Source organism: Halorubrum halophilum (assembly GCF_000739595.1).
Taxonomy (GTDB): domain Archaea; phylum Halobacteriota; class Halobacteria; order Halobacteriales; family Haloferacaceae; genus Halorubrum; species Halorubrum halophilum.
The window spans coordinates 187,369-206,794 of record NZ_BBJP01000081.1 but is presented as its reverse complement, the minus strand read 5'-3'; the positions used below and the strand labels follow the sequence as shown (position 1 = coordinate 206,794).

The window sequence follows — 19,426 nt, the reverse complement described above, 5'->3', positions numbered from 1 at the left end:
TCTTTAGTGTCGTGTGGGTCTCCACGACGGAGCCCATCCCTGAGGATCATCACGAACCTCTGCTGCCAGTTCATACAGCCCAACTTGTGCGCCTCCTATGAGACAGCAGCGAAATCACTTCGGGCTAAACACATACTTGAGATCTATCTCAATACCCTCCTTCTTTCCAGTTAGTCTGTTGGAATGTCCGTATATTGTACTATCAACAATATCTCCATCGGTGGTTATTGGATGTATTGACACAATGTATGGTGTCTTATCACCGTTTAGGTCACGCAGACTTACACGGTCTAGAGCCAATGTTGAATTTACTGATCTATTATGTACTTGATCCGGGAATTTAATTCTACTCACAAAGACATGTACGGTATCTGTTGCAATCGCAGCGTCAAGTTTTGATTTAGGTATGTGCTCTCCATAGTCGTAGTTTGTCATGTTTATATCACTATCTGGTATGACGTGAACAGTTTTCTTTCCGCCAATATTCCTCAGTCCAATAGTAGTATTCTGTCTACCAGATACTGATGTGGCTGATTGTCTCTCAAATCCGGCAAGTCGAGTTCCATTATATCCTTGGGTGACAATAACGATCGAATCATTATTTGAGACAAAGTTAGTTAGAGTAACTCCAGGAGATGTTTCCGAATCAGCCAATATCTGACTTGAGATTGTGGCTTGATCTGGTGCTTCAACTGAACTAACTACAATATCAAAAGAAGTAGATCTTGTTGTTTGGTCCTTACTCTTTAGATCTGAATAATTTTCACTATTATTGTTGGAAGAGACTCCCAATTTATACCGTGAACTAATCGTTGAATTGATTTTGGATGTATCAACATTTAGTATTTCAATTTTATCAAAATTTATAGCTTCTGTCTCATTATTCGGATTGACCTGTATCTTGAAAACAGTATGCGTTTGATTATCTAGCTTACTTATGTTTGACACACTAGAACCAGATATGTTATAGCTTCCAATCTCAGCAGACTTTGTTCCTATATTTCTCTTTTCTAACTCACTCATACTAATATATACATTTATTTTTGAACTATTATCATATTTTTGTGAATAATCGATCGATATATTTGCTAATGTTACTTTGTTTTTATTCGAAAATATATCTTCTCCTTCTCCCGATGAGGTTATTGTTGGAGCTTCTGTTTCATTTGTGCCTGATTCCGCAACACCAATCCCGACTCCGATAACGGAGAAAACGCTGACTGAGAGAGCAAGGGTACAGATCACCACACACTGAATCGTCATTTTCTGTGCCATTATCGTACCTCCGGCTGCGAGAGCAGCGGCTATCGGGCACACAGACCGCGAATCGCAACGGTCGGGGCCGCACTGCTGTCTCACAACGCGAGATAGTCGCATTCGGACCGATTACTTATAAATGAATTACGGACCGGGAAGCTTCCGCTCGCGGAAACGTCACCACTGAAGGCGGCGCAGTCGTTGGGTTTCGATCGTTGCTATCGGAACGAATTGCGGGCTGTCGAGCCGGAGCTCTGATTTAAAAAGGAGTGTAAACGAACGGTTAGTGTTCGACCTGTTCCATCAGGGACAGCAGCGACTCGGAGGCGTCGACGGCGGTAGGGTGGACGCCGACGAGCGCGATCACGTCGTCTCCGTGTTGGACCGTCCCGACATACAGGTACACCGGGACGTCTTCGACCTCTCCGTTCTGACCGTTACCGGCGTCGGCCGCCGCGTCGCTGGTCGTTTCGAAGATCGAGATCTCCACCTCCTCGCCGAGGAGGGTGCGCGTCTCCGACCCCTTCTCTTCGAGGTCGTTCGTTTCGACGTCGGTGCCGTTGCCACCGATCCCCCGCTGGTCGACCCGCGCTAACAGCCGTCGGATCAGCTCCGTCTCGCCCGCTCGAACGAGCGGGTTGACGGACTGTCCGCCCACCGACGCGTCCGGTGTGCTCGCCACGAACAGCGCCGACCCGTTGTCGGCGTTCTCGTACCCGGCGGCCCACGTCGTCGCGGACACCTGTGCGTTCACGCCGGCAACGTCGAACTCCTGTTCGAGGGTGAACGACTCCGGCTCCTCGCCCTCGTACCCCGCTTCGGACGCGGTCGCGAGCGGGACGCTGGCCGGCTCCGCGTCGAACTCGTGGCTGCCGTTCCCGCCGCTGGCGTCGGCGCACCCAGCGACCGCGACTGATGTCGATGCGGCGATCGCCGCGAGCAGCCCACGTCTATACATGTCGATAGGTACGCCCGCTGGGATGGTTAAGCGTATCGCCGCGGACACAGATGTCTGATAATCTCGCCGTTCTGGGATGTTAAGTCGACTTTAGCGGTTCTAAAATCTCGAGAGTATGATCTCGTCGGCGGTCGGGTCCGGCGGTGGAGTCGAAGGCACAAAGTTCACGGTGTGTCGCGCGCGAGATGAGCCAAATGGAACGCCGAGGACAAATTGGGCTGGTGGAAGCGCTCCTCCTTGACGTCGTCCGTCTCCACGAAACGTGGATGGAGGTCGTCTTTCCCAGACAGCTCGATCCGAGCGCGGTGTTAGGGAAGTGGAAGCCGGAGAGCACCGTTCAGACGGTCGGGTACTACCTGTGGGCGATCCTCGGTGCACCGCTCGTGGCGGTGGCGTACCCCCTCCTGCTCGTCGGGTTCGCCACCCGGTACTACGCCGCGAAGCTCGACTCCGCGGTCACGCGATTCGGTGTGCTCGGTGCGGTGATCGTCGCGACGGTCGTCTGGGGCTCGCTGACTCTCCTCGCGCACTTCCAACTCCCGACGGAGATTATGCTCGTCATCGGGCTTGCCAGCATCGTCGCAGTCGTCTCCGCCGGCCTCGCAGCGGGCTTCTCGAAGGTCGGCGGTCGGTTCGTTAGCGTCTTCCTCGCCTACCCGTTCGCGATGACGGCGATATTCCTGCCTCCGGTTGTCGCGGCAGTGATCACACCGGCAATTGGTGAAATAATCCTCCCACCGAGCTCCGAACTCGCACAGTGGATACTTGACACGTTCCTTACGGTTGGCGGGATCAACGAGACGCTTCAGGGCGCGTTCGATCTGGACACGTTCGGACAGCAGTGGGGTGCTCCCGGTCTCGGCTACGTGCTGATGTGGATCGGCATCTCCGTCCCGCTCGGCTGGTTCCTCGGCCTGCTCGTCGCGCTGGCGAACCTGATCCGTCCGAAGCCGGACGACTGAACCGACGCCCCAACTGACATCCACTCTTCCCACTTCCGCTCCGCCCGCCTCTCCGCTTCGGCTCCGCTACTCCTCTCGGTCGAACCGTTCGCTCGCGGTCTCGAACGCGGACTCCGACTGCTCCTTGCTCCGCCGAGCCTCCCGCGCCGCGATCGCCTCGGGATCGGGGCTGGCGTCGTCGTCGATCCGGGCGAACGACTTGTGGACCTTCGTGTGACACCAGCGACACAGTGCGACGGTGATCTCGTGGGGGCCGCCGCCGTCTGAGTCGGGGGTGTCGGGTGCGGAAGAAGCGCCGTCGCCGTACGACAGGTGGTGTTCCTCCACCAGCGGCCGGGCGTCGTCGTGGGCCAGTCGAACCTCCGCCAGGCTGCACCGATAGCACTCTCTCCCGTCGGTCGTCGACCGATAGTGCGGGCAGGCGCGCCACGCGTTGTCCGCGCCGACGTGACAAGCGTAGCCGTCTCGGCGGCGCTCGGCGGCGAATTCGGGATCGTCGCCCGCCCGTGTCAGCGCGAACCGGCAGCGACCGTCGTCGGTGAGGTGATCGCAGACGCCGGCGACCGCGTACGGGTCGTCGACGCCGACCGGGGTCCCGTCCGGCGTGCGTTCCACGTCGACACCACCTCAGATGAGGCTCGCGCCGTCGAGGTCGGTCCGGCCGTAGTCGACGTCGAGCAGGCGCAGGAGGGTCGGGGCGACGTCGAGTAGGTCCGCGTCCTCGACGTTCGCGTCCGGGTGATCGATGAACAGGGCGGCGTCTTCGAAGGTGTGCATCCCGGTCCGGGGGCCGTCCGGATCGAACACCGCGTCGTGGGGGCGGAACCCGGACTTGAGGTCGAACCCCTCGTTCGGGATCACCACGAGATCGGGCGCGATGGCGTCGTGGTCGCCGCGGAACACCGTCTCGCGCTCGACGACCCGCTTGGCAACCGGTTTCCCGTTCGGACCCTCCCATGCTTCGAGTTCCGCCCGGAGCTCCTCTCGGGCCGCCTCGTACTCCGACTCGGGGACGACACCGTCTGGTTCGCGCCCCTCGACGTTGAGGTAGAACCGGCCGGGGACGAGCGAGTACGCGCGGGCGTCGCCGGCGATGTCGGACAGCGAGCCGTGGTCGTCGCCCTCGTACGAGAGCCATCCCTCACGTTCGAGCCACTCGTTGCAGTACACGTCGTACCGGAGCCGCGTGAACCCGTGCGTGGAGCCGACGACGAGCCGAACGTCGTCCGGCAGGGCCCTTCGGATGGTCCCGATGTGTTCGTCGAGGGCGGCGTAGAACTCCAATACGTCCTCGCGGTACGGCCCGCCGTCCTCGTAGTCGCCCCACAGGAAATGATTGATCCGGTCCGGGGTGGAGAACACCCCGACGAACAGGTCCCAGTCGTCCATCTCGACGTAGCGGTCGAACGCAGCCGCGCGGGCGTCGAGGGTCTCGCGCGCCTGTTCGATGAACTCCGTCTTGTCCTCTCGGTGTCCGAGCTTCGCGTTGACGGACAGCTTGTAGTCGCTCTCGGTGAGGTACTTCCGGAGTTCCTCCGGGTGGGACGCCTTGTCGACATCGGGGGAGAGGTAGCCGGAGACCATGCGCTGTACCGTTCGCTGCGGCGGGAACGTGACGGGAACGTTCATCACCGTCGCGTCGAGGCCCGCGTCGGTCGCCCGGTCCCACACCCGCGACGCCTGCACGTCCCGACCCATGGGAACGTAGGTGTCGTACGACCCGACCTCGCGGTCCTGAAAGCCGTACACGCCGGTCTCTCCGGGATTCACGCCGCTCGTGAGTACCGGCCAGCACGCGCTCGATTCCGGCGGCACGGTGCTGTCGATCGGTCCCCCGTCGCCCTCGTCGGCGATCGCCGACAGCGTCGGAAACGCGTCCGGATTGTCGGCGACGAGGCGGTGGGGGAGCCCGTCGATCCCGATGAACGCCACGCGCGGCGTGTCGTTCCCTCGCAGCCGGTCGAAGAGGCCCATAGGGGTACATCCGCCGTGGAGGGCAAAAGGGTTCACATCGCCTCCCGACCGTTTCGCTCCCGGACTGCGAGTACTCCACTCTCTCGGGACCCTTTTGAGGGCGGGCCGTCACGGTGGCGCATGGAGACGCGACGCACGCTTCTCGTCGACGCGTTCGCGGACGAGCCGCTGGCCGGGAACGTCGCCGGCGTCGTGCCGGACGCTGCAGGGCTGAGCGACGACCGGATGGGGCGGATCGCCGCGGAGATCGGCGCCTCCGAGACCGCGTTCCTGTTCGACGCGGATGAGGCAGGCGACGGCGCGAAGGGTGCGAACGACGCCGACGATCGGCTCCGGTATTTCACCCCCTCCACCGAGGTCGACCTGTGCGGCCACGCCACGATCGCGACCTACGGCGCCCTGTTCGCCGAGGGCGCGATCAACGCCGGCGACCGGACACTCCGAACGAACGTCGGCGATCTGGAGATAACGGTCGACGACGACGGAACCGTTTGGATGCGACAGAACCCGCCGACGGTCGACGTGATCGATCCCGGCGGCGAAGGTGGGTCCGACCTCGACGCCGACCGCCTCGGCGACGCGCTCGGGATCGACCCGGCCGCCCTGCGCGACGTGGGCGCCGACCTCCCGGTCGCGGTCGCCTCCACGGGGCTCCCGTGGCTCGTCGTCCCCGTGAACTTCCTCGAACGGCTCGGCGAGGCCGAGCCCGATATGGCGGCGATCGAGGCGATCTCCGAGACGTACGACGCCGCCGGCGTGTACGCGTTCACGTTCGACGCGATCGGGGCGGAGTCGACGCTGCACGGTCGAGCGTTCGCCCCGGCCGTCGGCGTGCCCGAGGACCCCGTGACGGGGACCGCGAGCGGCGCGGTCGGGGCCTACCTCCGCGAGGTCGGCGCGTTCGACGGCGACTTCCCCGACGAGCTGCGCTTTGAGCAGGGCCACTTCATCGACCGCCCCGGTCACGTCCGCGTCCGGGTCTCCGGCGACGAGGTGCGCGTGGGCGGGTGGGCGATGGTTTCGATGGACGGCGAGCTGCGAGTCCCGGCCGAAGACGACGACGAGATCATCGAGGCGTAGCGCTCCGACGGAACGGTGACGACTCTCCTCCCGGAGACAGCGCTTCCGCGGGCCGAACCCTTAGGGGTCCGCGAGCCGTACCGCGGCCATGGAGTTCGACCTCCCGCGTGCGGCCGGTATCGTCGCGCTCATCGTCGTCCTCGGAACCGCCGGGGTCGCCCTCGGGACGCCGATGGCGCTCCAGACGACGATGATGATGGTGCTTCCCTCGATGGTCGTCTTCGGCGCCGTCGCGTTCGTCGTCGGAATGAAACACGGCGAGTTCCGCGCGACGCGCGCCTGAGGCGCCTCGAACTGCCGCACAACGGAAACCGGCGCGAACCTGTGACGCCCCGGAACACGACGCTTTTTACAACGCCGACGACAACCCGGAGCCGTGCTACTCGGGTCGCCGCTCACGGAACTGCTGCTGCTCGCCGGCGGCGCCGCCCTTCTGTACGCCGGCGCCGAACTGCTCGTCACGGGCGCCAGCGACCTCGCGCTCGCGGTCGGGCTGAAGGCGTCGACGGTCGGGGTCACCGTCGTCGCCTTCGCGACCACGGCCCCCGAGCTGTTCGTCTCCCTCCTCGGCGCGATCACGGTGTCGACCGACACCGGGCTGGGCGCGATCGTCGGCTCGAACATCGCCAACATCGGGCTCGTGTTGGGGGTCTCCGCGCTGATTCGCCCGCTCGACATCTCGCAGACGGTCTTCGAGCGCCACGTCCCGTTCATGGTGCTCGCCGCGCTGCTGCTCGTCGGCCTCGGCTGGGACGGGCGGATCGGCGCGGTCGACGGCGTCGTCCTGCTCGCCGCGCTCGTCGCGTTCACCGCCGTCGTCATGCGGCGGGTCCAGCAGACGCAGTCCGGGATCTCGGACGCCGAGCGCGCGGAGATGCCGGACGCGCGGCTCCGCGATGTCGCCGCCGTCGTGGGTGGGATCGTCGCCTTGGTCCTCGGCTCTCGGTGGCTGGTCCAGGGCGGGCAGACGCTGCTCTCGGAGGCCGGCTTCTCCGACATCTTCATCGGGCTCACGGTGCTGGCGCTGGGGACCTCGCTGCCGGAGCTGGCCGCCAGCGTGGTCGCGGCGATCCGCGGCGAAGCCGAGTTCAGCGTCGGCAACGTCGTCGGCTCGAACATTTACAACATCCTCGCGGTCATCGGCATCGTCGCGATCATCACGCCGATCAGCGTGGCCCCCAGCGTGCGCGGCTTCGAGTTCCCCGCGCTGCTCGCCTTCACCGCCCTGCTCGTCGGGCTGATGTACCGTGGCGACCGCATCTCGCGGCTCGACGGCGGCGTCCTCGTCGGCGGCTACCTCGCCTTCATCTACCTGTTGCTGCCGTGAGCGCGTGATGGGCTCGCTGGATCGATGAAGCGGCTGCGGGTGCTATTTATAAATAGACAGTAAGTCGATGGGCGGTGGCGCGTGCCTCCGAGTGGCCGCCACCGGCGGCCACGAGGAGCGCCGCGCGAGGGAGTCGGTCGCCCGGAGCAACGCGGAGGGCGACCGACGAGGCTGGGGAGGCGTGAGGTGCTGTGCGGTTGCGGGCGGGACTCAAAGGGGCAGTCGTCGAGGCGGGCGCAGGCGACGTAAGCACCGCAGCGAAGGAGCGAACAGCGTGAGCGACTGAGTGAGGAGCGCAGCGAGCGTGCGCCCGCCTCGACGACTGGGGCTTTGGAGGTGGTCACCGTCGCTCCGTCGCCAGCAACCATTTATAAACGATCGACAGGGGTGTTGGCGGTGTTCACCGCCGATCGACAGTCAACCACTTATAAACAATCGACCGAACAGTCAGTCGAACTCGCTACCGCTTCACCGAGATCGTATCGACGGCTATTCGGTCGCCCGACTCCGACCGAAACTCGTGATAGCGATCGTCGTCAGCCGGGCCGACAGCGCCTCGGAACACATCGGCGAGCATCTGCTCGACGTCGGCGACTGGAAGCGCCGCGACGACCCGAGCCGCCCCGACGCCGACGGCGGCGGGACGTACTACCGGACCGACGGGTTCGAACTGCGGGAGTTCGACGACCTCCACATCGATCTGGAGGACCCCGCGGCCGCGTTCGGCGGTGACGAAGACGACGCCGAGGGCGACGACTCCCCCGAATTCCTCGCGTTCGTCTCCCGCCACTCCGGCGAGACGGAGGAACTCCTCACGGCTCACGTCACCGGGAACTTCGGCCCCGCGCCGTACGGGGGCGAGCCGGAGACGCTGGCGCGGGCCGCGCCGGGCGCCGAGAAGCGCGTCGTCGAGGCGCTCGCGGAACACGCCCCTGAGGGGTACGACGTGGGGATCGAGTGCACCCACCACGGACCCACAGATACCTCCGTCCCGTCGCTGTTCGTCGAACTCGGCTCCGACGAACCGCAGTGGGCCGACCCGGAGGCGGCTCGGGCAGTCGCGCGAGCAGTGCTCGATCTGCGGGGGACCGGTGCGGATCTGACCGACGAAGAGAACGAGAGCGACGATCCGAACTTCCACCCCCGCCACGTCGTCGGCTTCGGCGGCGGCCACTACGCCCCGCGGTTCACACGGATCGTCCGTGAGACCGAGTGGGCGGTGGGACACATCGGCGCCGACTGGGCGCTCGGGGAGATGGGCGCGCGCGACGAGAACCGGGACGTGATCGAGCAGGCGTTCGCGCGGAGTCGCGCGGACCTGGCCGTGATCGAGGGCGACAAACCCGACCTCGCGGCGACGGTCGAGGGGCTCGGCCACCGCGTCGTGAGCGAGACGTGGGTGCGCGAGGTCGGCGATCGCCCCCTCCCGCTGGTCGAGCGGCTGGAGGCCGAGGTCGCGACGGTCGACGAGGGGCTCCGGTTCGGCGAGGTCGTCCCGGCGTCTCCCGATGCGATCCGCGTCAGAGCCCTTCCGGACGAACTGCTCTCGCGGGCGCAGGGCGTGGCCGCCGACGCGACTCGCGCGGCGGTAGAAGCGAACGCCGTCGCCTTCGACACCGAGCAGGCCGGGACGCGCGCGACCGGACGGGCCGCGTTCGCCGCGGACGAGGTGTCTCCCGGATACGACGACCTCGTCGCGGATCTCGCTGGCGTGCTGGAACAAGGGTACGACGCGGTCGAAGTCGACGACGACGCCGTGATCGCACACGAGACCGCGTTCGATCCGGGTCTCGCCGCCGAGCGGGGCGTCCCGGAGGGCCCGGCGTTCGGGCGGCTCGCGGACGGGGAGGCGGTTGAAGTCGACGGCGAGACGGTGGCGCCCGAAGACGTGTCACGGGCGCGAACGGAGCGGTTCCCGATCATTCGTTTTTGAACAGTGATACGCGCGTTCTGTCGGCTCTGAAGACTGTCTCCGCTAGTCTGACTTCCGTCAGACGATCGGGCAAAAATAAATACGTCCGGGTCGCAACCACACCATATAATGGACTCTATCGTAGAGGACGCCATCGACGAAGCCGAGGAATCCCCGGCGGACGACGCCGGGGAGGCCGGCACCGGCGGGAACGACGCCGCCGCCGGCGCCCCGCCACAGACCGGGACGATGACCGACGAGGAGCTGCAGGACGTTCTCCAAGACCTCCAGACGAACATCACGGTCGTCGGCTGCGGGGGCGCCGGCGGCAACACGGTCAACCGGATGACTGAGGAAGGGATCCACGGGGCGAAGCTGGTCGCGGCCAACACCGACGTCCAGCACCTCGTCAACATCGAGGCCGACACGAAGATCCTCATGGGCCAGCAGAAGACGCAGGGACGCGGCGCCGGTTCCCTCCCGCAGGTCGGCGAGGAGGCCGCGATCGAGTCCCAAGAAGAGATCCAGGACGCCATCGACGGCTCCGACATGGTGTTCGTCACCGCCGGGCTCGGCGGCGGCACGGGGACCGGGTCGGCGCCGGTCGTCGCGAAGGCCGCTCGCGAGTCGGGCGCGCTCACCATCGCCATCGTCACGACCCCCTTCACGGCCGAGGGCGAGGTCCGACGGACGAACGCCGAGGCCGGCTTAGAGCGGCTCCGCGACGTGTCCGACACCGTCATCGTCGTCCCCAACGACCGCCTGCTCGACGCGGTCGGGAAGCTCCCCGTCCGGCAGGCGTTCAAGGTGTCCGACGAGGTGCTGATGCGCTCGGTGAAGGGGATCACGGAGCTGATCACGATGCCCGGCCTCGTCAACCTCGACTTCGCCGACGTCCGGACCGTCATGGAGAAGGGCGGCGTCGCGATGATCGGCCTCGGCGAGTCCGACTCCGACTCGAAGGCGCAGGACTCGGTGAAGTCCGCGCTCCGCTCGCCGCTGCTCGATGTCGACATCTCCGGCGCGAACTCCGCGCTGGTGAACGTCACCGGCGGCACCGACATGTCCATCGAAGAGGCCGAGGGCGTCGTCGAGGAGATCTACGACCGGATCGACCCCGACGCCCGGATCATCTGGGGGACCTCCGTCGACGACGAACTGGAAGGCGAGATGCGGACCATGATCGTGGTGACCGGCGTCGAGTCGCCGCAGATCTACGGTCGCAACGGCGAGGCGCCCGAGGGGACGGAGCCCGAGATGGAAGACATCGACTACGTGGAATAATCGAGCCGTCGGCGTCCTCGCGACAGTTCACAGCGGTTCTCTCGCTGTTCCCCGCCGGCTAGCGCGTGCCGACCTCGCATCAAAAGGTAAAAACCGGATCGACTCGAACTCCCTCGTAACATGGACGTTCCGTACGACCTCAACAGCTACATTCGGGTGCTGAAACTGGCGAGCACGCCGAGCACCGACGAGTTCCTCCAGGTGTCGAAGATCGCCGGGGCCGGGATCCTCCTCATCGGCTTCATCGGCTTCCTGATGTTTGCGATCATGAGCCTCCTGCCGGGGGTCGGCGCGTAATGCCGATCTTCTCGGTCAAGACCACCGCGAGCCAAGAGCGGACCGTCGCCGACATGCTCGCCGAAAAGGAGATGCCGGAGATCCAGGCCGTCATCGCCCCCGACCAGCTGACGAGCTACGTGATGGTCGAGGCCACGGACGGCAGCGTGTTCGCCCGGATCCTCGACGAGATTCCGCACGCCCGCGGCGTGATTCAGGGCTCGGAGGGACCGGCGAGAAGCCCCTTCTCCGAGGTCGAACACTTCCTCTCGCCGACCCCCGACGTGGAGGGGATCGCCGAGGGCGACATCGTCGAGCTGATCGCCGGCCCGTTCAAGGGCGAGAAGGCTCGCGTCCAGCGCATCGACGAGGGCAAAGACCAGGTGACGGTCGAGCTGTACGAGGCGACGGTCCCGATTCCGGTGACGGTCCGCGGGGACCAGATCCGCGTGCTCGACTCGGACGAGCGGTAAGCGGCCAGATTTCTCCCCGGCTTCGTTTTCACGCCCAACTACCCGACGAGCCGTCGGCAACGACAAGGGCTTTATCCGCCGACGACTGACCGTTCGGACATGTTCGGTTCCGGCGTGCCGGCGGTCCTGACTCTGTTGCCGGACACGTTCACGTTCGCCTGGCTCGTCGCGATCCTCTTCGCCGTCGCGTGGCTGCTCGACAGTCGCGGGCTGGCGGCGGGCCGGTCGCTCGCGGCCGGTACGTGGGCGCTGTTCGGGCTCTTCTGGCTGACCACGGTGCCGTACTTCGCGTTCGAACACCAGAGCTACGTCGAGTCGATCCTTGCGCTCGTCGGCGTGCCGGCCTGTATGTACGCCGGCTACCTCCTGTATAACGGACGAGCGTCGCTGTTCACCCTCACGCGGGCGATCGCGATCATGCTGTTCATCTACCTCCCGTTCGAGACGATTCCGGCGTTCACGCTCGCCGGCGTCGCGTTCCCCGAACCCCGCCGGATCCTCATCGAGGTCGTCGCGACCCAGACCGGGATGCTCATCGACCTGCTCGGCTACGCGCCGGAGCGGGTGGCGAGCAGCGAGGGGTACGACGCGGCCTACCTGTGGACGCTCGACGACGGCCACACCTACCGGATCGACATCGTGCTCGCCTGCACGGGGCTCGGGAGCATGGCGATCTTCGGCGGGCTCGTCGCGGCGGTCGAGGCCCCCCTGCGGCGGAAGCTCCGCGGGCTCGCGGTGTCGGTCACGCTCATCTACGTCCTCAACATCCTCCGGACGACGTTCATCTCGGTCGCCTCGGGCAACCAGTACATGCACTGGTACCCGGACCTCGTGTTGCTGATGTTCGGCGCGAGCGATCCGTACCGGGTGTCGTTCCTGATCTCCGACCGGATCATGAGCCAGCTGCTCGCGGTCGTGGCGCTGATCGGCATCACCTTCCTCGTCGTGCGGGAGCTACCGGAGCTCGTGGTCATCCTCGAAGACGTGCTCTACCTGCTCACCGGCGAGGAACACGACCTGACGGAGGCGCTCGATCTCCCGCGGGAGCCGACTAACCGCTGACGCGGCGTCGAGGAGACGATCCTCAGAAACTATATATCAGTATATAGCAAGCTATAGGCACGGCTGTCGACTGGTTCGGGTATGAACGCGACGATTCGGCCGGACCGGACCCCGCGAGGGCGACGGACGCGACGAGGTGACGACCCGTGTTGAGCGCCGTCGACCCGTTGGTCTACCTCCAGACGAACGTCGCAAAGCTGGTCTTGGCGACCGCGCTGGGGATGTTTCTCGGATTGGAGCGGGAGTGGTCCCAGAAGTCCGCGGGGATCCGGACGTTCGCGCTGATCAGCCTCGCGGCGGCCGTCTTCTCGCTGCTCGACGACGACGGGCTCCTGATCGTCGGCGGGGCGCTGATCGTCGCCATCGCGGTGCTGCTCGCCGTCCGAAGCTTCGTCGAGGAGGACGTCGACGGGCTCTCGCTGACCACGTCGGTGTCGATGCTCGTCACGTACGGGGTCGGTGCGCTCGTCGCCGAGGAGTTCTTCATCGAGGCGGTGACGGTGGCGATGCTCTCCTCGTTGCTGCTCGTGTTGAAACGCGAACTCCACCAGTTCGCGTGGGGGCTCTCGCGGGAGGAGGTCCGCAGTGCGGTCGAGTTCACGGTCCTCGCGTTCGTGGTCTTCCCCCTGCTGCCGGCGGAGACCATCGACCCGTGGGGCGCGGTCCAGCCCCGGCTCATCTGGTCGCTGGTCGTCGCCGTCAGCGCCATCGGCTTCGTCAACTACGTACTCGTGAAGCGGTACCAGGGACGCGGTTACGCGGTCACCGGCTTCTTCGGCGGACTCGTGAACTCCACCGCGGTCGTCGCGGAAATGGCCAAGCGCGCGAAGGGACGAACCGACCTACTCGACATCGCCGTCGGCTCCATCCTGCTCGCGAACGCCGCGATGGCGTTCCGGAACGCCGCGGTCGTCGCCGTCTTCGTTCCCGAGGCCGCCGTGATCGTCGGCGCGCCGCTGGGCGCGATCACCGTCGCCGGCGTCCTCGTCGCGGTGTGGCGTAGCGACTGGCAGACGACGATGGAAGCCGAGCTCACCTCGCCGTTCAGCCTTCGGAACGCCCTGACGTTCGGGGCGCTGTTCCTCGTCGTGCTGGTCGTCTCCGCGGGCGCCGAGCGGACGTTCGGCGCGGGCGGATTCATCGCCACGTCGTTCCTCGCCGGGCTCGTCTCCTCCGGGACGGCGACGACCACGGCGGTCTCGCTTCTGGGAACCGGGCAGATCACGGTCGACACCGCGGCGGCGGGAGTCGTCGCGGGGACGGCCGCGAGCGTCCTGATTAAAACAGCCTTCGCCGCGAGCATCACGCGGGAGCTAATCCGGCCGGTGCTGTTCTGGAACCTCGTGTTGATCGCGGTCGGAGTAGCGGTGGGCGCACCGCTGCTTCTCGTTTAAATGACGTGCGGACTCGACGCCGCCCGCCGACTCAGGAGAGGTGCTCGGCCACGTCGGTCGACGAGACCATCCCGACGTAGTCGTCGTCGACGACGGGGAGGTGTTTGACTCCGTACATAGTCATCATCGCCGCGACCTCCTCCATCATGAGGTCCGGCGTCACGGTCTCTACGTCCTCGGTCATCACGTCGCGGACGACGGCCTCGTCGAGGTCGCGGCCGGCCGCGACGGCACCGATGATGTCGCTCTGCGTGATAATACAGCCCCCGCCCGTCGTCACGACGAGCGCGCTGATGTCGTCGCCGTCCATTCGACGCGCGGCCTCGCGAAGCGGCTCGTCCGCCCCGATCGTTTCCAGCGGCGTCGACATGACCTCACTGACGCGGGTTCGGTCGTTCAGATCCATATCATGTGGTGTGATAGCAGATCTGATTACTCTTCCGGTGTCTATCTCCGTCCGGTCAGGTCGACTTCAGCGACGGGCCGGCGACCGCCCCGGATATCCGAGACAGCTCGCACGAGTATATATACGCGTTCGTCCCCGTACTGTTCACATGTCAGGGGTACTCAGCTCGTTGGACGACTTCGGGACTCGGTCGCTGCTCACGCACGCCATCATGTCGGTGACGCTCCCGTTGGGGCTCGTCATCGGGCTCACCGTGGACTCGCAGCTCGGGCTGGTGTCCTTCGTCGCGCTGTTGAATTTCACCGCCGGGATGTGGATCTGCCAGTCGATTCACTCGCTCGGCGCGGAGGCCAGCGACGACGGGTACGACGGCGTCATCAACGAGATTAGAGCCTATGTCAAGTGACGACGGGCTCGACACCGCCCGGTTCGGTCGACTCCTGCTGCTGATCGGGGGCGTCACGGCGGTGTCGCTGCTGACGTCCGCACGGGTCCTCCCGAACGACCTGTTCTCTATCGCCGTCGTCGCGATCGGGAGCATCGCCGTCGTCACCGCGATAATCGGGTTCCTGATCGCGGCGGGCGCCACCTACGACGACCAGATGGCCGCGTCGGGTCGCTAATCCCACGGTCGGGGCCGACTCTCGGGGTGAGCCGCGCGCCGTCTGACGGCTCATCGGCTGCACACCACCGGACCGCTCACCGCTGCTCCGAAACGTACGCCGTGAGATCGGTCGTCGAGACCATCCCGATCAGCTCTCCGTCCTCGTTGACCACCGGGAGGTGCGTGTACCCCTGGTCCGTCGGCTCCGCGAGGTCTTCGACGGAGTCGTCGGGAGAGACGGTGACGATGTCCGTCGTCATGAACGCCTCGACGGGGGTCTCGTCCTCCGGGTCGTTCCGGCGGACGAGCGAGACGAAGTCCGTCGCGGTGATCAGCCCGGCCAGGTGCCCATCGTCGTCGACGACGAGGATGGAACTCACTCCGGTCTCCAACATCCGGTTCGCCGCGTCCGCGGCGGCCGCCCCCGGGGCGATCGTGACGAGTTCGGTCGACATCAGCTGCTCAACGGGAAGGTCTGTCATGAGATCCGACAACGCAGGACAGGAATATCAAACGACCGGTCGTCGGACCGGGCGACCTCCCGGTGCTCACTCCTCGACCAGCTCCGCCGGCGCGCCGGCCAGACCGGCGAGCGCGTCGGCCTCGACGTGGTGGAGGTCGCCGGGGATCACGAGCAGGTGGAGCGGGTCGCCGAAGTCGCGCTCCGCGAGCGCGCTCAGGCGGTCGGCGGCGACGATCGGATCGGGCGAGCCCGCGCGGGCGACGACGACCGCGAGCGCGTCCTCCCACCCGTCGGCGAGCAGCCGGGCCGCGGCGTCGGCGGTCATGTACTCCTCGTGGTCCGGGTCGGGGCCGGTCGGCCCGGTGCCGACCTTGATGTCGAGGTAGACGACGGTGTGGAGCCCGCGCTCGCGGTTCGCCTCGATGGTGTCGATCACGCTCCCGGGCACGTCGTCGCCGCCGTGGGCGTACGGGAACGGGAGCGTCGTCGCCTTGCCGAACCGGTAGTTCTGCAGGCCGGTGAGGCTCGACGCGGCCGACTGCGCGGTCACGCCGTGGATCACGCGGGTGTCGATCCCGCGTTCCTCGGCACGCAGCCGGAGATCCGTGTGGGTCGTCGAGATCATCGTGTCGCCGGCGGTGAGGAACGCGGCGTGACCCTCTTCGGCCGCCGCGAGGATCGCCTCCGGGTCCCGTTCGACTCCCTCGCGCGGCCGGACCGCTATCTCCGCGCCGTGGTACGCTTCGAGGTCCTCGACGTCGGCGCCGACCAGCTTGCTCGTGTAGAACTCCGCGAAGACTCGGTCCGCGGACCGGAGCGCCTCGCGCCCCTCGACGGTGATCGAGCGCTCGTCGTAAAGGCCGAGACCGATGAACGTGAGCATACGACCCGTCGGGCGGGCGGTGAGTAAAAAGGCGTGGAACGGATCGCGCTGTCCGCGGCGGGTAACACCTAAAGGTCTTTCATCATTGTTCCTTGTGATTCCATAGCAAGCCCTAAGAGGTAACCAGCACAATGTCGAATTACTAGGCCCTCACGGGCTCACATACCACTATGACTGACGACGAACTCATCTGGCGGATATCGGGGGGATCCGGTGACGGGATCGCTTCGACCAGCCAGAACTTCGCGAAGGCCTTGATGCGATCGGGGCTCAACGTCTTCACGCATCGCCACTACCCGTCGCGGATCCGCGGGGGCCACACCTACACCGAGGTCCGTGCGTCCTCGGATCCGGTGCGGTCCCGAGGAGACGGGTACAACTTCCTGCTCGCGCTCGGCGACTCGTTCGCCCGCAACCCGCAGGAGGAGGCCGTCTACGGGAACGAGGAGATCAAGCCGCTCTCGGAGAACTTGGACGAGCTCCGCGAGGGCGGCGTCATCGTGTACGACGAGGGACTCCTCGACGCCTCCGAGATTCCGAACTTCGAAGAGCGCGCCGAGGAGAACGACTGGCACGTATACCCCCTCGACCTCCGCGGGCTCGCCCGCGATCAGGGCCGTGAAGTCATGCGCAACACCGCCGGCGTCGGCGCGACCTGCGCGCTGACCGGGATGGACCTCGACCACGTCCAGGACCTCATGCGCGACGCGATGCCGGAGAAGATCCTCGAACCGAACCTCGAGATCCTCCAGATCGCGTACGACCAAGTGCGCGAGGAGTACGACGTGGACGCTTCGGACGTGTCGGTGCCGACCGGCGAGCACGACGAGGAGCAGCTGCTCATGTCCGGCTCGGACGCCATCTCCTACGGCGCCATCGACGAGGGCTGCCGGTTCATCGCCGGTTACCCGATGACGCCGTGGACCGAGGTGTTCACCATCATGACGAAGAACCTGCCGAAGCTCGGCGGGATCTCCGAGCAGGTCGAAGACGAGATCGCCGCGGCCGCGCTCGCGGTCGGGGCCTCGCACGCCGGCGTGAAGGCCATGTCCGGCTCCTCCGGCGGCGGCTTCGCGCTGATGTCGGAGCCGCTCGGGCTCGCGGAGATGACGGAGACGCCCGTCGTCCTCGTCGAGGCCATGCGCGCCGGTCCGTCGACCGGGATGCCGACGAAGCCGGAGCAGTCCGACCTCGAACACGTCCTCTACACCTCGCAGGGCGACTCCCAGCGCGTCGTCTTGGCTCCGGGGACCGTCGAGGAGGCGTACGAGCAGTCGCGGATCGCCTTCCGGCTCGCCTACGAGTACCAGATCCCGTCGATCCTCCTGTACGACCAGAAGCTCGGCGGCGAGCTCGTGAACGTCCCCAAGAGCCACTTCGACCGCGAGCCGAACCCGACGCTCGGGAAGACGCTCTCGGAGGACGCGCTCGCCGACGAGCCGCACTCGCCCGACGGGAAGTTCCACCGGTTCCAGCACGACGTCGAGGACGGCGTCTCCCCGCGGTCGATTCCCGGCCAGAAGGGCGGTCGCTTCCTCGCGACCGGCAACGAGCACAGCCCGACCGGCCACATCGAGGAGTCGCCGGACAACCGCGTCGCGCAGATCGACCGGCGCACCCAGAAGCTGGAGGCGATTCGCGCCGACCTCGATCAAGAGGACACCGGCTCCTACGCCGGTCCCGACGACGCCCAGTACGGCATCCTCACGTTCGGGAGCCAGCAGGGCACCGTCGAAGAGGCCGTCGACCGGCTCAACGACGCCGGGGTCTCGGTGAAGTCGTACGGCGTCTCCGACATGCTCCCCTTCCCGACCGCACAGGTCGAGGCGTTCGTCGAGAGCGTCGACGAGGTCCTCGTCGTCGAGATGACGGCGTCCGGACAGTTCCGCGGGCTCGTTCAGAAGAACCTCGGCCGCTACGGCGAAAAGCTGTCGAGCCTGTTGAAGTACAACGGGAACCCGTTCGAGCCGGCTGAGATCGTCGACGGGTTCGAGGCCGCGGTCGTCGAGGGCGACGGCGACGCGTCGGGCCATCAGACCACCTTCGTCCCAGCCGCAGGTGACTAACTCATGAGCACGTTTTCAGCAATCGGAGACGAACGAGAGATCGACCGCGACGAGTACACGCCGGGCGTCGAGCCCCAGCCGACCTGGTGTCCCGGCTGCGGTGACTTCAGCGTCCTGAAGGCGCTGAAGCAGGCGCTCCCCGAGGTCGGGCGCACGCCTGAGGAGACCCTGCTGTGTACCGGGATCGGCTGTTCCGGTAAGCTGAACAGCTACCTCGACACGTACGGGTTCCACACGATCCACGGGCGCTCGCTGCCCGTGGCCCGCGCCGCGAAGCTCGCGAATCCCGACCTCGAAGTGATCGCCGCCGGCGGCGACGGCGACGGCTACGGGATCGGCGGGAACCACTTCATCCACACGGCCCGGGAGAACCACGACATGACGTACATCGTGTTCAACAACGAGATCTTCGGGCTCACGAAGGGACAGACCTCCCCGACCAGCCCGAAGGGCCACAAGTCGAAGACACAGCCGTCCGGCAGCGCCAAGGAGCCGATCAAGCCGCTTTCGATGTCGCTCAACGCCGGCGCCTCCTACGTCGCCCGCACGGCCGCAGTCAACCCGAACCAGGCCAAAGAGATTCTGGTCGAGGCGATCAACCACGACGGCTTCGCGCACGTCGACTTCCTCACTCAGTGTCCGACCTGGAACAAGGACGCGCGCCAGTACGTCCCGTACATCGACGTCAACGAGTCCGACGACTACGACTTCGACAAGACGGACCGCGTCGAGGCCGCCGAGATGATGCGCGAGACCGAGGAGTCGCTCTACGAGGGCGAGGTCCTCACCGGCCGCTTCTACGTCGACGACGACCGCCCGTCCTACGGCGCGGAGAAGCAGGCGATCGGCGAAATGCCCGACGAGCCGCTGGCCGAGCGCTACTGGGACGACGACTACGAGTGGGAGCGCTCCCACGACATGTTCCTCGACAAGCACGCCTGAAGCGACCGTAGACCGGGATCGGCCGACGATCCCGCCGCGATTCGTCGTCCGTTCGTCTCGTTTTTCGGTTCGCAAGGTATTTTTTCGGTGGTGACAAAGCAGT

Annotated in this window: 21 protein-coding genes; 14 read left to right on the top strand and 7 right to left on the bottom strand. The window is 65.6% G+C overall.

The window, feature by feature from the left end; genetic code table 11:
• Positions 1-114 precede the first annotated feature (114 nt).
• Both ACP96_RS18955 and ACP96_RS16990 read right to left on the bottom strand, forming a co-directional pair.
• Positions 115-1,275, bottom strand: coding sequence for a hypothetical protein (locus tag ACP96_RS18955; protein ID WP_154020515.1), 1,161 nt, complete (start codon positions 1,273-1,275; stop codon positions 115-117).
• A gap of 265 nt (positions 1,276-1,540) precedes the next feature.
• Positions 1,541-2,215 (bottom strand): DUF6517 family protein, encoded by a 675-nt coding sequence (locus ACP96_RS16990; RefSeq protein ID WP_050034192.1) that lies wholly within the window; start codon positions 2,213-2,215, stop codon positions 1,541-1,543.
• Between the two features lie 221 nt (positions 2,216-2,436).
• On the opposite strand from ACP96_RS16990, the gene ACP96_RS16985 reads away from it, so the two are divergent.
• Entirely contained in the window at positions 2,437-3,177 is a 741-nt protein-coding gene (locus ACP96_RS16985) for a hypothetical protein (RefSeq protein ID WP_050024174.1), read from the top strand.
• A 66-nt stretch (positions 3,178-3,243) separates the two neighbouring features.
• Here the strand turns inward: ACP96_RS16985 and ACP96_RS16980 are convergent, their stop codons facing one another.
• Positions 3,244-3,792 carry a DUF7097 family protein gene (locus tag ACP96_RS16980; RefSeq protein WP_050034191.1) on the bottom strand — a complete coding sequence of 183 codons (549 nt, stop codon included), beginning with the start codon at positions 3,790-3,792 and terminating at the stop codon, positions 3,244-3,246.
• A 12-nt stretch (positions 3,793-3,804) separates the two neighbouring features.
• Complete coding sequence (locus ACP96_RS16975) at positions 3,805-5,151, bottom strand: alkaline phosphatase family protein (RefSeq protein WP_050024175.1); 1,347 nt, start codon at positions 5,149-5,151, stop codon at positions 3,805-3,807.
• Positions 5,152-5,271: 120 nt separating this feature from the next.
• Here ACP96_RS16975 and ACP96_RS16970 point away from each other — a divergent pair, with 120 nt between their 5' ends.
• The 9 genes from ACP96_RS16970 (at position 5,272) to ACP96_RS16930 (ending at position 13,959) form a co-directional block, all read left to right on the top strand.
• Positions 5,272-6,231: a PhzF family phenazine biosynthesis protein gene (locus ACP96_RS16970; protein ID WP_050034190.1), complete on the top strand. Its 960-nt coding sequence runs from the start codon at positions 5,272-5,274 to the stop codon at positions 6,229-6,231.
• A gap of 88 nt (positions 6,232-6,319) precedes the next feature.
• The gene (locus tag ACP96_RS16965) at positions 6,320-6,514 is read left to right on the top strand and encodes a DUF7333 family protein (protein WP_050024179.1); all 195 of its coding nucleotides are present in this window, start codon (positions 6,320-6,322) and stop codon (positions 6,512-6,514) included.
• 93 nt (positions 6,515-6,607) lie between these two features.
• Positions 6,608-7,558 carry a calcium/sodium antiporter gene (locus tag ACP96_RS16960; RefSeq protein ID WP_050034189.1) on the top strand — a complete coding sequence of 317 codons (951 nt, stop codon included), beginning with the start codon at positions 6,608-6,610 and terminating at the stop codon, positions 7,556-7,558.
• Between the two features lie 520 nt (positions 7,559-8,078).
• Positions 8,079-9,491, top strand: coding sequence for a D-aminoacyl-tRNA deacylase (locus ACP96_RS16955; protein WP_050034188.1), 1,413 nt, complete (start codon positions 8,079-8,081; stop codon positions 9,489-9,491).
• A 108-nt stretch (positions 9,492-9,599) separates the two neighbouring features.
• Complete coding sequence (gene ftsZ, locus ACP96_RS16950; RefSeq protein ID WP_050034187.1) at positions 9,600-10,754, top strand: cell division protein FtsZ; 1,155 nt, start codon at positions 9,600-9,602, stop codon at positions 10,752-10,754.
• Positions 10,755-10,874: 120 nt separating this feature from the next.
• Positions 10,875-11,051: a protein translocase SEC61 complex subunit gamma gene (locus tag ACP96_RS16945; protein ID WP_006628863.1), complete on the top strand. Its 177-nt coding sequence runs from the start codon at positions 10,875-10,877 to the stop codon at positions 11,049-11,051.
• Positions 11,051-11,503, top strand: coding sequence for a transcription elongation factor Spt5 (locus ACP96_RS16940; protein ID WP_004050001.1), 453 nt, complete (start codon positions 11,051-11,053; stop codon positions 11,501-11,503). Before ACP96_RS16945 ends, ACP96_RS16940 begins: the two co-directional genes overlap by 1 nt.
• A gap of 99 nt (positions 11,504-11,602) precedes the next feature.
• On the top strand, positions 11,603-12,565 hold the full coding sequence (gene artA, locus ACP96_RS16935; RefSeq protein ID WP_050034186.1) for an archaeosortase A: 963 nt from the start codon (positions 11,603-11,605) through the stop codon (positions 12,563-12,565).
• A 146-nt stretch (positions 12,566-12,711) separates the two neighbouring features.
• Positions 12,712-13,959, top strand: coding sequence for an MgtC/SapB family protein (locus ACP96_RS16930; protein WP_050034185.1), 1,248 nt, complete (start codon positions 12,712-12,714; stop codon positions 13,957-13,959).
• Between the two features lie 31 nt (positions 13,960-13,990).
• Here the strand turns inward: ACP96_RS16930 and ACP96_RS16925 are convergent, their stop codons facing one another.
• Positions 13,991-14,365 (bottom strand): CBS domain-containing protein, encoded by a 375-nt coding sequence (locus ACP96_RS16925; RefSeq protein WP_050024189.1) that lies wholly within the window; start codon positions 14,363-14,365, stop codon positions 13,991-13,993.
• Between the two features lie 148 nt (positions 14,366-14,513).
• Between ACP96_RS16925 and ACP96_RS16920 the strand changes: the two genes are divergently transcribed.
• Together ACP96_RS16920 and ACP96_RS16915 are read left to right on the top strand one after the other, a co-directional pair.
• On the top strand, positions 14,514-14,771 hold the full coding sequence (locus ACP96_RS16920) for a hypothetical protein (RefSeq protein ID WP_050024191.1): 258 nt from the start codon (positions 14,514-14,516) through the stop codon (positions 14,769-14,771).
• The gene (locus ACP96_RS16915) at positions 14,761-14,988 is read left to right on the top strand and encodes a hypothetical protein (RefSeq protein WP_050024193.1); all 228 of its coding nucleotides are present in this window, start codon (positions 14,761-14,763) and stop codon (positions 14,986-14,988) included. Before ACP96_RS16920 ends, ACP96_RS16915 begins: the two co-directional genes overlap by 11 nt.
• 76 nt (positions 14,989-15,064) lie before the next feature.
• Here the strand turns inward: ACP96_RS16915 and ACP96_RS16910 are convergent, their stop codons facing one another.
• On the bottom strand, positions 15,065-15,451 hold the full coding sequence (locus ACP96_RS16910) for a CBS domain-containing protein (RefSeq protein ID WP_050024195.1): 387 nt from the start codon (positions 15,449-15,451) through the stop codon (positions 15,065-15,067).
• A 66-nt stretch (positions 15,452-15,517) separates the two neighbouring features.
• The gene (gene dph5 / locus ACP96_RS16905; protein ID WP_050034184.1) at positions 15,518-16,315 is read right to left on the bottom strand and encodes a diphthine synthase; all 798 of its coding nucleotides are present in this window, start codon (positions 16,313-16,315) and stop codon (positions 15,518-15,520) included.
• A 170-nt stretch (positions 16,316-16,485) separates the two neighbouring features.
• Here dph5 and ACP96_RS16900 point away from each other — a divergent pair, with 170 nt between their 5' ends.
• Complete coding sequence (locus ACP96_RS16900) at positions 16,486-18,381, top strand: 2-oxoacid:acceptor oxidoreductase subunit alpha (protein ID WP_050024196.1); 1,896 nt, start codon at positions 16,486-16,488, stop codon at positions 18,379-18,381.
• Positions 18,382-18,384: 3 nt separating this feature from the next.
• A complete protein-coding gene (locus ACP96_RS16895) occupies positions 18,385-19,323 on the top strand; it encodes a thiamine pyrophosphate-dependent enzyme (RefSeq protein WP_050034183.1) in 939 nt (312 codons plus the stop codon).
• Positions 19,324-19,426 lie beyond the last annotated feature (103 nt).

Bases quoted from the DNA above. Each gene is read 5' to 3' on its own strand.
- ACP96_RS18955 (WP_154020515.1), bottom strand. From the start codon at position 1,275: ATGGCACAGAAAATGACGATTCAGTGTGTGGTGATCTGTACCCTTGCT.
- ACP96_RS16990 (WP_050034192.1), bottom strand. From the start codon at position 2,215: ATGTATAGACGTGGGCTGCTCGCGGCGATCGCCGCATCGACATCAGTC.
- ACP96_RS16975 (WP_050024175.1), bottom strand. From the start codon at position 5,151: ATGGGCCTCTTCGACCGGCTGCGAGGGAACGACACGCCGCGCGTGGCG.
- ACP96_RS16970 (WP_050034190.1), top strand. From the start codon at position 5,272: ATGGAGACGCGACGCACGCTTCTCGTCGACGCGTTCGCGGACGAGCCG.
- ACP96_RS16965 (WP_050024179.1), top strand. From the start codon at position 6,320: ATGGAGTTCGACCTCCCGCGTGCGGCCGGTATCGTCGCGCTCATCGTC.
- ftsZ (WP_050034187.1), top strand. From the start codon at position 9,600: ATGGACTCTATCGTAGAGGACGCCATCGACGAAGCCGAGGAATCCCCG.
- ACP96_RS16945 (WP_006628863.1), top strand. From the start codon at position 10,875: ATGGACGTTCCGTACGACCTCAACAGCTACATTCGGGTGCTGAAACTG.
- ACP96_RS16940 (WP_004050001.1), top strand. From the start codon at position 11,051: ATGCCGATCTTCTCGGTCAAGACCACCGCGAGCCAAGAGCGGACCGTC.
- artA (WP_050034186.1), top strand. From the start codon at position 11,603: ATGTTCGGTTCCGGCGTGCCGGCGGTCCTGACTCTGTTGCCGGACACG.
- ACP96_RS16925 (WP_050024189.1), bottom strand. From the start codon at position 14,365: ATGGATCTGAACGACCGAACCCGCGTCAGTGAGGTCATGTCGACGCCG.
- ACP96_RS16920 (WP_050024191.1), top strand. From the start codon at position 14,514: ATGTCAGGGGTACTCAGCTCGTTGGACGACTTCGGGACTCGGTCGCTG.
- ACP96_RS16915 (WP_050024193.1), top strand. From the start codon at position 14,761: ATGTCAAGTGACGACGGGCTCGACACCGCCCGGTTCGGTCGACTCCTG.
- ACP96_RS16910 (WP_050024195.1), bottom strand. From the start codon at position 15,451: ATGACAGACCTTCCCGTTGAGCAGCTGATGTCGACCGAACTCGTCACG.
- dph5 (WP_050034184.1), bottom strand. From the start codon at position 16,315: ATGCTCACGTTCATCGGTCTCGGCCTTTACGACGAGCGCTCGATCACC.
- ACP96_RS16900 (WP_050024196.1), top strand. From the start codon at position 16,486: ATGACTGACGACGAACTCATCTGGCGGATATCGGGGGGATCCGGTGAC.
- ACP96_RS16895 (WP_050034183.1), top strand. From the start codon at position 18,385: ATGAGCACGTTTTCAGCAATCGGAGACGAACGAGAGATCGACCGCGAC.